The sequence below is a fragment of the Flagellimonas sp. HMM57 genome, assembly GCF_021390175.1.
GTDB lineage: Bacteria > Bacteroidota > Bacteroidia > Flavobacteriales > Flavobacteriaceae > Flagellimonas.
This window is the reverse complement of sequence record NZ_CP090004.1, coordinates 3,200,338-3,213,670: the sequence shown is the minus strand read 5'-3', so window position 1 is coordinate 3,213,670 and position 13,333 is coordinate 3,200,338. Positions and strand designations below refer to the sequence as shown.

Genomic DNA, 13,333 nt, shown 5'->3' with positions numbered 1-13,333 from the left:
GACCGATAACCAAGCTATTCAAATTTGCCAAATATTTTGAAAACAACTAAAATACGCTACAATACTTTTATTTGCTTCTGGCTTGGAAATCGGTCCTTTTTTGAAAAAACTAACTCAACTAATTAAACTTTCTGTAGTTCCAAATAATCTAACCGTAAGGCCTGGGGAAATTCGCCATCGCCTGACCAAATAAACTCTAACTCTTGTTGGCCTAGTTCTAGGCGAACTTCACCAAGTAATACGCTCTTGGTCTGCTTTTGTTCTTTGGGTGCTCGAAAATCCAACCGATTCAAAGCTTTACCGTTCAATTTGATATCGAATGTTCCTCCATCATCTTGCTGAACTAGATTTGCATACACTTTATAGTTCCCTGCTTCAGGCCAGTTAAAGGTTGTTTTCAAGGTATTGGCTTTATCCTTTGCAGCAAACCATACCATGATTTTATGTCCGCTCACGGTCTCAAAAAGTGATTCGTGTGCCCAAAAATCTGTCGATACCCATCCACCCGTATTGGATGCAACAGTAAGTTGTTCCGCTTCCATAACACCATCCTTTCGGAATACCTCGAATGGCGTTTCATACCCATAAAGTTCGTTTGCATCTACTGCAGTTAATACATCTTCTCCTTCTGGGTTCAAGTACCAATATACTACGGTGCTATATTGTGTGGGCAATTCGTTGGGGAAGTACTTTTCAAGATAACCATCAAAAGATTGTTGAAAAGGAATATTATCCGTTATCTGCCAGCGGTTCATAGGTTGATACCCCATATTGTCATTGTCTTGGGTCTGACTGTGAAACGCCTGTTCAAAAATTGAAGGATTACACCAAGCATAGCCAAAATAATCTTCGGTTCCCGTACCAAAGGTAGATGGAAACTGCTCGTTGTCCACAAAGAACTTTTCATCCCCTTCGCCCCACCAAAAATGTCCAGGTCCACCCGAATCCGAGCTACCCCCCTTTGGGTTCCAGACCAAAAGATGAGCACCTAAAAATCGTCCTTGGCCCTTTGTTTTAAGTAATTCCCAATCTGGCCATCGTTCTTCTTCGACGGGGTCCAAATCTCTGTGCCATTTGGCGTGAAACCTGCCGTAATCATCAATATCGCCTTCAAGCTCGGTATGTGCTATTTCTAAGGTCACCGATACGGGACCATCATAATAATTTTGTAAGGTTATTTCAGCCCCATCTCCATAGGGCATATACCAATAGCTGTATGCCCATTCTTTGGTCATTCCCATGGGTAGGGTTTGGTATTCGTTCCAACCGGGTGACGTACCAAAAAAATCTCCCAAAGGTGTCCAGACCGAAGGTTGGTCTTCTCCATCCCAACGTATCTCCAAAATGGTCTTGCGCATGATCTCTGCAACCTCTGAGGAGTCGGCGATATGAAACTTCGCCTTTATCGCTGCAATGGCTCCTTCTCCTTCTAAAGTAAAAGCGGTTTTCTTCTCGTTCGCCGCTAATTCCAGCTTGTTGGTTTCATTTTTCAGACTGCTATTTTCATGAGGGTATTCGCCCATATTTTTAGCGAAAAAAGTGTTCACATTATTAAGTGCATTTTTTCCTGATTCAGTCAACTGTGGGTCAAAAGCTTCCAGCTCTGTACCTTCAGGAAAAGTGATGTAATTGAAATGATAGTACTGCCCCCAACCGGGTTCTGCCACGATTTTACAACTTTTTTGATAGGGTATTGGCACATAGTTGTTAAACCCCTTGGCATTGGTCTCGTAGACCAGTTCAGGATAATCAAAAGCTGGAATACTCGGCTTGAAGTAATCAATAAAGGATTCGTTGACCATTGGCTCCTCGTTCCCATCAATATAGATTTTAACCTTTCCCTTACGTGGGCTTGCCGACCAGATCCTGACAATGGCTCCCGGTCCTGTCATTTCTGCCAACACCTCATTGTCACCTTCTTTTCTAATATATTGTGGTTCAAAACCATCAATATTGGCATCCCAATCAATAAATTCCCCAGTTACCGAATCTATTTTGCTATCACGATCATAACTGGACCACATTTCACTTTTTTCTCCTTTTTCGGGTAATTTCGCCAACACTTGAAGGTCTATTAATCGATTGACCATATCTGTATAGGAAATATACTTTTTCTCTTGTTCACAGGATAGTATAGCTACGACCACAAAAAACAATACTCCAATTTTTATGGTATTCTTTCGTATCGCAGTCCAAAATATTTTATTGTTATTTACTGAATGTCTCATGTTCTGTCTATTTATCATCCAAGGTTTTTTTAATCAGGGCTTCCATTTCCTTTACAACATCAGGATATTTTTCGTACACATTGGTGCTTTGATAAGGGTCGGCTTCTAAATCATATAATTGTGCGGGAGATGCTTCATCCTTGATTTTACCGTTTTCGATATCGCTGTTCACCTGACCTGTAAATGGAAAAGCAGCTGGTCCACCAAACGTGTGATCACCTAGTTTGATGTCTTCAAAACCACCTCCACCCTGCGCAGATATGTACATCCATTTTCCTTTGCGCATTGCAAGGTTTTTAGGTCGTGAAGGAGAAATGAGTAAATGTTCCCGAATAGGTTTATCTGGGTTTCCTGTCAACGCCGTTAACATGTCCATACTGTCAGGGCCTTCATCTTTCTTAGGTTTGTAACCAATCATTTTTGCCAAAGTGGCAAACAAATCTACATTTGACAACAATTCGTCCGATGTTGTTCCGGCAGGTACCTTACCGGGCCAACGAGCAATGAAAGGAACCCGATGCCCTCCTTCCCAGGCATCAAACTTAAAACCGAGCAAAGGTCCGTTCAAGGAATGGCCGGCTTCCATGGCAACCTGTCCTCCCCTATTCAACATACCGCCATTGTCACTTGTTAGAATTACCAGTGTATTGTCCGCAATCCCTTCTTCATCCAGCGTTTCTAGAATTTCAGATACCATCCAATCCAGCTCATGGATAAAATCCCCATAAGGTCCTGCACCACTAGTCCCAATAAATCTTGGTGCCGGGGTAAAAGGATGATGAATGTTGGTTGGTGCAAAATAGAGGAAAAAAGGATTGTCCTTGTGCTCTTTTATCCAATCCACTGCCTTATCTTTTAGATGTGTTCCTACCTCACGGTCTTTGTACAGTTTATGGGCCTCATGTGCACCTCCCATCTCATCTATGCCAAATTTCTCATCAAAATATCTGGTATTCGCTTTTTTTCCATAGACCATGGGGTCATCTGGTACAAGACCGACTACTTTATGATTTTCCACATATACAAAAGGAGGATGACTATTGAGCACAGGAACCCCGTAATAATAATCAAACCCAAGTTCCAAAGGACCTGGTTTCAAGGGTTTATTCCAATCTATGGGCTGTTCGTTGCCAAATCCCAGATGCCATTTCCCTATGACAGCTGTCTGATAGTCCGCTTTTTTCATAAGACTCCCCAAAGTCATACGCTTTGCATCTACTTGTAAAGGTGTCTTTAAGAATATGGGACTCCAAAAATTCTGTTTGGCAGGATACTGTCCTGTTAGCAGTGCATACCTCGAAGGGGAACACACAGCAGAAGCGGAATGAAAATCAGTAAATCGCCTACCCTCCGAAGCTAAGCGGTCTATAGTGGGGGTCTTTACTTTGGTCGCTCCCTGTATGCCAATATCTCCATACCCCAAATCATCAGCATTGATGATAATTACATTGGGCCTTTTAGTTTGTGACATTCCAATCGAACAAATCAATAAAAGTAAAATGAAGTTTAAACTTGTCACTGATGCTATTGTTTTGATGATATGTTTCATATTCTTTCTACAGGTAAAGCCTTGTATGACCAATTCAATAAATGTAAACGTAGTTTCTAAAAATTAAATCTATTGTTAATTTCAAGCTAATATCCAGGATTTTGTTCTAGGTTCGGATTTTTATCGATTTCTGTTTGGGGCAAAGGAAATAACACTTGATAATCTTGTGCCGCCTTTCCTCTGCTTTGTGCCAGTTGAATAAATTTGCCATGTCTGATAAGGTCTTGACGACGTAATCCTTCAGTATGGAATTCCCAGCTTCGTTCCAATAAGATTTGATCACGCAGCGCTTCTTTTGAAGCAAAGTCTGCCAAACTGATAGCCTCCAAACCTGCAGCAGTCCGAATTTGATTAATTAGCTCAATCGATTCCTGATTGGGACCTTGCAATTCGTTCAAGGCCTCTGCTCTGGACATCAAAATATCGGCATAGCGAAGAATGGGGAAATCGTTTCCGCTTACATCTCCAATACCATTGGGGTCCTCACGGTATTTAAAACTACGTTTGTCATCGTTCCCAAGTTGTACCAAATTGCCACCTCCATTGGTATACTCGAACAAAATGGCATCCAAACGTTCGTCTTCCCCAGCAAAAGAATCTACAAAACTTGACAGTAATTTGAACTGGGCGGCAAAGTTTACTTTTGGCGGAAATTCAAATTGATATCCCGGGGGGGCTGCATGACTGAGATAGGTATTGCCCAAATCTCCTGTGGGTACATCCGGAAAAGGAAACACCCAGATAAACTCATTGGATCGTTGATTGGCCAAGGCAAAGAGTTCCGCTCTATTACCTTGAGCAAAAATACCGTAAACACCTAAATCCATTACTTCCAAAGCAGTATCGGCAGCTTCTTGCCAAGATTTCTGATTCAAATGGTATTTTGCCAATAAACCCAATGCGGCACCTCTGGTAGCACGGCCATACTGTTCCTGCGTTGGGGGCAAAATGGTCGCAACTTCTGTAAATTCAGTTATCATAAATGTATCAAACTCCTCACGGGTTGCCCTGCTGGGCCTATCCGAAGCTGTGGTCTCACTCGTCAATATTAAAGGAACGGTTCCAAAAAGATCGTGTAACGTATAATAACTGAATACTCTTAAAAATCGTGCCTCGGCAACTATCTGAGTCCGCCGGGTTTCATCCATATCAATATTTGGAACTTGTTCCAACACCGTATTTGCCCTAAAAATGGAACTATAAAATTTGGCCCAAAGGCTTAAAAGCCATGGATGGTCTTCCGGGAACAGAAAATCTTCTATAGGTTGTGTGTTGGCGTTAATCGCTCCTTGTCGAGAAATCATCAAATCGGTGGTCATTTCGCCAAAAGTCAGGTAATCCCTCAATACATCTCGATATCCTCTTGCATTTGCATAGACAGAGTTCAATAAGGCTTCGGCATCCTCTGCGGTTTCATAAAAATTGGAAGGCCCCAATTGTGTGAATGTTTCTTCTTCTAAAGGTCCTTCACAACTAGGTAATAGAAAGAACAAGCTTACTATAAAAAAGTAGTATTTTCTTTTGAGTATCATGAGTCTATCTTTTTTTATTAAAATCCAATATTAAATCCTAATGTTATTATTCGTGCAAGAGGATATGCGTTATAATCCAACCGTAAGTTGGATGTTCCAAATGAACTTACATCTGGGTTAAATCCGCTGTAATCCGTAATCGTGAATACGTTTTGCGCATTAGCGAAAATGCCCAAACGCTCTATGCCCTTTATGCTTCCATTGGGGAAGGTATAGCCTATCCTTAGATTACGTAAGCGGATGTAAGAACCATCTTCAACGACCCTGTCGTTAACGGCGCGTCCACCCAATGAAGTCAGAAAAGAAGGATTTTGGCTATCAGTATTATCGGGGGTCCATCTGTCCTGTACAAAACTCTGTCTGTTACGGAGTAATGAAAATGGACTTTCAGAATCTACCCGTGTAAAGTTTAAAAGTTCATTGCCAAAGACGCCTTCAAAGAAAAAGTCCAAGGTAAAGCCCTTATAGGAAAATGAATTGTTTAAACCCAATGTAAAACTAGGAAAGGGATTCCCCAAAATAACGCGATCCTCCGGATCAATGGATCCATCCTCGTTAGTATCGACAAATTTGAGGTCTCCTGGGCTTGCACCCGGTTGCGCCGAAGCATCTATTTCTTCCTGATTTTGAAAAATACCTTCGGTCCGGTAACCCCAATATGAATTTAACGGGTCTCCTTCCCTTAGTATGGTAAAATCATTCAGAAACCTAAGGTTTCCCTGTAAAATAAAGGGTAATTCCCCCAAATTGGTCACCTCATTCCTTACGGTAGCAAAATTGAAGGTGCTTGTCCAGTTGAAATCACCTACTATGTTCTGTGTTTCCAAAAGCACTTCAAACCCACGGTTACTGGTATCTCCAACATTTTCCTGGGTAAAACCAAAACCAGTGGTAAGTGGAATGGGCAGGTTCAACAACAGGTCGGAGGTTTCCTTGGTATAATAATCCAAAGTTCCCGAAATCCGATTGTTGAACAGTCCAAAATCCAAACCTACATTGAATTGTGCCGTCTCCTCCCATCTTAGATCGGGATTGGCAAGATTTGAGGGAGCTATACTCGTGAATCGTTCTCCATCGAAAACGGCATCACCAGAGGTCCCCAACAATACCAATGAAGTATAATTCCCTATCTCTTGATTACCTGTAATACCATAACTGACCCTAAGCTTGAGATTCGATATAGCCGTTGCATTTTGTAGAAACGATTCGTTGTTCATTTTCCATCCTAAGGCAACTGAAGGAAAATAGCCGTATTTGTTGTCCTCTCCAAAACGTGAAGAACCATCGGCACGAACGGTAGCGGTAACTAGATAACGGTCTTTATAAATATAGTTGGCGCGACCAATATAAGATAACAATTGATTTTTATTTCTGCTTGAACCAACAGTATAGGTTTCCAAGTCGCCAGCACCCAAGTTATCAGTACCAAACTGATCGGTAGGGAAGTTTTGACTCCCAGCATTAAAACCCTGAAAATTAAATTCTTGATAGGATATGCCTGCTAAAGCATTTAAGGAATGATCTTCACCAAAAGTTTTATCATAACTCGCCGTTAGTTCAGCTAGATAACTTGTATTCCTTGCGTGATTGATACTTGCCGATCCATTGCCTAATTGTCCACGCTTGGTAACCGGAGCAGCATAGAAATCTGATCTAATATTTCTCCGATTTACACCAAAATTGGCCTTGGCCGAAAACCCTTTAAAAAATTCGTACTCGGCAAAGAAGGTTCCAAAGGTCCTATCCGTTTCTGACCTTGGCTCTATGGTTTCTGCTAATGCAACTGGATTGTTTAAATCAAGGTTTGGTGATTGTACATAGTCCCCGTTTTCGTCAAAAATGGCCAAAGTAGGATCAAATTGGAGCGCCGTACCGATTGTTCCTGCACCAATATTTATACCATTGCCCAAAGGTACATTGTCACTAACAACTACGGAAGTGTTCAGATTGACGCCAAAATTGAATCTGTCTCCAGTATGATTGATGTTTACTCTCCCTGTGTAGCGTTTTATTCCCGAACTTATAACGACACCGTCTTGGTCAAAATAGTTTAAGGAAGTATAAAACTTGGTCTGTTCAGACCCCCCAGACACCGAAAATTGATGGTTTTGTACGAAAGCGGACCTAAAAATAGCATCTTGCCAGTCTGTTCCTGCGCCGATTGCCGTAATATCCTCAGGGGAAAACTGAGGTTCTTGGCCTTGGTCTGCACGAATGCCATTGATAAAGGAAATGTATTCTTGGGTGTTTAAGAGATCCAATCGGTTTTCAACCTCTTGAAAACCAGCATAGGTTTCATAATCGACCCGAAGCTTTCCAGCCTTACCTTGTTTAGTAGTAATCAATACTACTCCATTTGCTCCTCGCGAACCGTAAATTGCTGTGGCGGACGCGTCCTTAAGAATTTCTATAGATTCAATATCACCAGGGTTGATGGCATTTTGCGGCTGACTTGGCAAACCATCAATAACAAACAAGGGTTCATTTCCTGCCGTGATGGAAGTTGCACCACGAATCCGGATGGAAAATGCTCCACCTGGCTGCGCATTTGCCTGAGTTATCTGAACACCTGCAGCCCTCCCCTGTATCAATTGCTCCACGGACACCTGTGCCCCCGTATTGAAGCTTTCATCACTTAAGGAAGACACGGAACCTGTCAAGTCACTTTTCTTGACCGAACCATATCCGATTATAACGACCTCATCCAAATTTTCAAGATCTTCTTCTAAGGTTACATCGATAACCGACTGCCCCCTAACAGGCACTTCAATACTGCGAAACCCTATGTATGAAAAAGCAAGAACACCATCAGAAGCTGTATCTATTGTATATTTTCCATCAATATCAGATACAGTTCCAGATGTAGTTCCCTTAACCAATATTGTAACACCCGGCAATGGAACATTGTTCTGGTCCGTTACGGTTCCCATTACTGTTTGTTGTAGCTCCATTTTTGGAATTAGGGGCGAAAACGCAATGGGCGATGCATAAATTGTTCCTGCAAAGAGAAAGAAAACAGCCCAAAAAGCGAAGTAATTTTTAGGATAAGGTAGCCAGCGTGAATGGGCACTTATCTTTTCGTAAGTATGCTTCATGTTGTTTTGGTTTAGTTAAAACAGTGTGCTTGTAGTATTTTACTTAAACGTTTAAGTAATATTTTAAAAAAATTTAAACTATTAACACAAACCTAACATAAAAATCCTATTTAAACAATGCTTAAACGTTTAAATATATCACTTTAACATTATTATCGTATAAAAATGACGATTTTTCATTTTTATACTATTCCATTTACTTTCAAGGATTTCAAAATGGTCTGTTCTTTCTAGGAAATTTATCCAGTTCGCTTTCGGGCTTGATGACGGTCGCCATGTGGGTATCGACCATCTTATCGATTTCCGATAGGATTTCAGGGAAATCTTTGGCAACATTGAACCGTTCGGAAGGGTCTGTCTGCACATTGTACAATTCGGGCATATCCAATTTTTCCATTCGTTCTGGATAACCCATTGGGTTGTTTTTATAATAATACTTTTTGTAATCGCCTTTTCTTGCGGCAAATAGAATAGTACCGTGATAATAGAGATGTTCATTTCTTGGATTTTCATCTTCGCCCTTCAAAACCGGTGTGATATCGAATCCATCATATACTCTGTCTGTTGGTAATTGAATGTCAGCCAAATTCATGAATGTCGGCAATAAATCCATGGTACTTCCCATTTTGGAGACCACTTCTGGTTTCACCAATTCTGGTCCCCAGAAAATTGCAGGTTCCCTAACCCCGCCTTCATAACTGGTCCCTTTTGCCCCATATAACATTCCTGCACTACCACCGTGATCGTTCATGATGGCCCAAGGACCATTATCCGAAGTGAAAACTACCAAGGTATTTTCATCCAACCCGGTTTCCTTCAAGGTCTCTATAATGTTTCCAACACTCCAATCGATTTCTTCCACTACATCGCCATATAACCCCCTTTTACTTTTGCCTTGAAAATCTTGGGACGCAAAAAGAGGAACATGTGGCATGGAATGGGCCAAGTATAGGAAAAATGGTTTATCGGTATTTTCCTTGATAAATTTTACGGACTCCTCCGTATATCTTTTGGTTATGGTATACTGATCCGCAGGCCGCTCTATAATTTCTTTGTTTTTCATCAACGGAACATTGAAGTACTCCACTTTTGGATTCAAAGATGCATTTCCATGACCTATATCTGCAACACGATCCATATCGTTACTGTAGGGCAGTCCATAAAAATAATCGAACCCCTGATCGGTGGGCAGATACCCATCATTATGTCCTAAATGCCATTTTCCAATACATGCTGTATTGTACTGCTTTGTTTTTAACAATTCAGCTATTGTAATTTCGCTTTGGGGAAGCCCTGTTTCGGAATCAGGAAAAAATACCCTTCGCGTTTGCGAGTATACCCCATTTCGTATGGGCAACCTTCCTGTAAGCAGAGAAGCTCTGGAAGGCGAACAAACATTTGCCGATACATAGAAATTTGTCCATTTTTGACCTTCGTGAGCCAATCTGTCCAAGTTTGGGGTTTTAATAGATGGGTTTCCATAACAGCCTAAGTCACCATATCCCAAATCATCCGCAAAGATGACTATGAAATTGGTGTGGCTCTCTTGATCAGTGTTTTTTTCTTCTTCCCGTGTATTGCAGGATAGGTTGATGGACGCTACTACAAATACTACGAAAACGAGCTTGCATATTCTGCCGTTTCCCATTTTTGATACATTTAGTTATTGAAATCATGTAAATATTCTAGTAGCTCCAACGAATGTACCGAATTTATAAAGATCATTCAATAGCTATTGATTGAAAATCGAATCAGTATCGATTCAATCGTAATCGGGAACCGTTTGCCTATCAATAGCAGCTTCGACTACGCTCAGTCTCCTGTTCCCAGACCATTTAATATATATCCACTGACCTTCATACTTTTTGGTTTTCAAGGTCAATCAGTTGATCTTCTTCTCCAAGAAATCACCTGTAGTCCTGTACATTGTGTAGCGTTTACTATATAGCTCAGTATTCTTTTTGTTGGGTTGATATACAGCATCAAAACCTTGCCCCATAACTCGCATGGCTTCTTCGACATTGGAATGTATGCCAGCAATTACGGAGGCAAACATGGCCGCTCCAGTAGCACAGGTTTGTTCTGATTTATGCACTTTGATGGTGAGGCCGAGTACATCTGCCATGGTCTGCATGACGTAATCCGATTTTCTGGCCACTCCCCCCAAAGCGATGATTCCTTTTAACGGGATACCATTGGCTACAAAATGATCTACAATTTGTTTTGACCCAAAACATGTGGCCTCTACCAATGCCCCGTACATGCTCGCTGCATTACTGCCGAGGTCAAGATTGAGAAAGGCACCTTTAACATATGGATTGACGTTTGGAGTCCGTCTTCCGTTAAACCAGTCTACGGCAAGTTCGGAATGTACATCAATGGGTAATTTGGCAGCTTGTTTGCCCAGTCTATTTAAAATATTTGAATCGATTTCTTTTAGTAATACTGTTTTCGCTTCTACATCAACAGCACTTTCTTCTATAGCTGTGCGTACTGTTTCTGTCAATAATTTTTCGAACCAAGCATAAGCATCCCCAAAAGCGGACTGTCCTGCTTCCAATCCTATCATTCCAGGGATTATTGAACCTGTTACCTGTCCAGAGATACCTTGTATCACCTTGAGTTTATCCGATATTGGGGCAACCAACATATCACATGTAGACGTACCGATGACCTTGCTCAAGTAATATGGCGCTATTTGCCCACCAACGGAACCCGCATGGGCGTCCAATATTCCAATACCTACGGATACATTGGTTGAGAGACCCAGCTTTTTTGCCCATTCGGGACATAAATCTCCAGCTATGCTATCTGTAGAGAAGGTTTTCGTAAAAAGTGGGTGGTCTAGCTTGCCCAAGGCAGAATCAAATTTTAGAAAAAAGGCTGCTTCAGGCAAACCTCCATGCTCTTCTGCCCATAACGCTTTATGTCCGGCAGCACATACTCCTCTCTTTATTTTTTTTACATCCTTTCCTCCTGTCAATAGAAACGGTATCCAATCGCAATGTTCCACCCATGAACGACATGCTTTGGCTACGGCTTCATCATGTCTAAGCGCATACAACAGTTTTGCCCAAAACCATTCTGAGGAATACATACCTCCCGAATATTTTAAGTAATCCTGTTTGAATTTTTTAGCATTTTGATTGATTTCCTCTGCTTCTTGTATTGCGGTATGATCTTTCCACAGGAAGAACATGGCATTTGGGTTTTCGGTAAACTCTTCCTTCAATGCCAAAGGCATTCCAGTTTCATCAACGGCAACTGGAGTAGATCCTGTTGTATCCACTGAAATGGCCTTGACATTTTCCGCTATGTCCTTACCTCCTTTTTGGACCACATCTCTCAAGGTATGTTCCAATCCTTCCAGATAATCCAAAGGATGTTGTCTAAACTGATTTTTGGAAGGGTCGCAATACATTCCTTTTTTCCACCTTGGATATTCAAATTCCGAAACTGCAATTTCTTCACCTGTAAGCGCATTTACCAACAAAGCACGTACTGATGCCGTCCCGAAATCGATTCCTATGACATAATGTTCTTTTCCCATTTTATTGCTTCATCTATTTCTTACGGTGATACTATCTTTTGCTGTAGGCTTTTTTGAACCCACGCATACAGGGCCACGACCAAAAAACATAACAATGGTACATAAAATGAAAAATGGATGCTCCCTGTTTTATCAGACACAACTCCCTGAATACCTGTTAGTACCGCTCCACCTAGAATTGCCATAATCAAGCCCGAACCCCCAATTTTGGCATCATCACTCAATTTTTGCATACCGAGACCATAGATTGTTGGAAACATGAGTGACATACAAGCTGAGGCCAGTACCAACGAAATCACTCCAATAAAACCGTTGCCATAGATTACCACGAGCGTACATATTGCACCCAAAATTGCAGCAAAGGATAACAATCGCCTTGGTTGTATAAATTTCATCAAGGCGGTAAATACAAATCTAGAACCTGAAAATAATATGATAGATGCCAAATAATACACTGAGGCATCATCTTCGTTTTTTTGGAGTTCTTGCATTACATATCTTATCGTATAGGACCATAGGCCTATCTGTGCGCCCATGTAGAAAAACTGAGCTACTACAGCCCAACAATAGTTACGGTTGCTCAATAAACGTTTTATGGAACCTCCAATATCAAGTTGTTTTGTTTTTTGCTTTACGATGGGCATTTTGGTAAACCGAACCAGAATCCAGACCACTAATAAGAAAAAGGCCACCCCCACATAAGTGCCCATCACTGAACCAAGCTCTTCGGATTGTACTGCGTTGAGCTCGGTTGGACTCATCATGGACCTTTCATCAGCATCTAGGAGGTTTAGATTTGAAAGGATAAAGAACTTGCTTAACAAAATCCCTGTTATCGACCCAATGGGATTGAAGGATTGGGCCAAGTTCAACCGACGGGTCGCTGTCTCCTCCGGGCCCATTGAAATAATATATGGATTTGCCGCAGTTTCCAAAATAGATAGACCGCCCGCCAAAATAAATAGTGCTGCCAAAAAATGCCCATAGACCATGGTAAAGCTAGCTGGATAAAAAAGAAGCGCACCAGCTATAAAAAGACCCAAACCCACCAATACGCCTTTTTTATAGGTATACTTTTTAATAAGAATCGCTGCGGGCAACGCCAATAAAAAATAGGAACCATAAAATGCCATTTGTATCCATGAGGTCTGAAAATCGGTCATACTCATGATTCTCTTAAAGGCCGCCAGAAGAGTATCTGTCATATTATTGGCCAATCCCCATAAAAAGAACAAACTGGTTATTAGTATGAAAGGCCATTTGCTGCCCCTCATGATAACTGGAATGCCCTTGGAAGTATTTTCTTGTTTATTGGTCATTGTTCGTTGTTGGTTGTTTGCTTCGACTACGCTCAGTATGAGCCTTATTTGTTGCTAAAC

Annotated in this window: 7 protein-coding genes; all 7 read right to left on the bottom strand. The window is 41.3% G+C overall.

Annotated features, from left to right (window positions below):
• Positions 1–122: 122 nt before the first annotated feature.
• Positions 123–2,228 carry a glycoside hydrolase family 172 protein gene (locus tag LV716_RS14215; protein WP_163418451.1) on the bottom strand — a complete coding sequence of 702 codons (2,106 nt, stop codon included), beginning with the start codon at positions 2,226–2,228 and terminating at the stop codon, positions 123–125.
• A 7-nt stretch (positions 2,229–2,235) separates the two neighbouring features.
• Positions 2,236–3,699, bottom strand: a complete 1,464-nt coding sequence (locus tag LV716_RS14210) for an arylsulfatase (RefSeq protein ID WP_205600131.1) — start codon at positions 3,697–3,699, stop codon at positions 2,236–2,238.
• Between the two features lie 164 nt (positions 3,700–3,863).
• Positions 3,864–5,309 carry a RagB/SusD family nutrient uptake outer membrane protein gene (locus LV716_RS14205; RefSeq protein WP_163418449.1) on the bottom strand — a complete coding sequence of 482 codons (1,446 nt, stop codon included), beginning with the start codon at positions 5,307–5,309 and terminating at the stop codon, positions 3,864–3,866.
• Between the two features lie 17 nt (positions 5,310–5,326).
• A complete protein-coding gene (locus LV716_RS14200) occupies positions 5,327–8,404 on the bottom strand; it encodes a TonB-dependent receptor (RefSeq protein WP_163418448.1) in 3,078 nt (1,025 codons plus the stop codon).
• 211 nt (positions 8,405–8,615) lie between these two features.
• Complete coding sequence (locus LV716_RS14195; protein ID WP_163418447.1) at positions 8,616–10,052, bottom strand: sulfatase; 1,437 nt, start codon at positions 10,050–10,052, stop codon at positions 8,616–8,618.
• 234 nt (positions 10,053–10,286) lie between these two features.
• The gene (locus tag LV716_RS14190) at positions 10,287–11,954 is read right to left on the bottom strand and encodes a ribulokinase (protein WP_163418446.1); all 1,668 of its coding nucleotides are present in this window, start codon (positions 11,952–11,954) and stop codon (positions 10,287–10,289) included.
• A gap of 20 nt (positions 11,955–11,974) precedes the next feature.
• Complete coding sequence (gene fucP, locus LV716_RS14185; protein WP_163418445.1) at positions 11,975–13,273, bottom strand: L-fucose:H+ symporter permease; 1,299 nt, start codon at positions 13,271–13,273, stop codon at positions 11,975–11,977.
• Positions 13,274–13,333 lie beyond the last annotated feature (60 nt).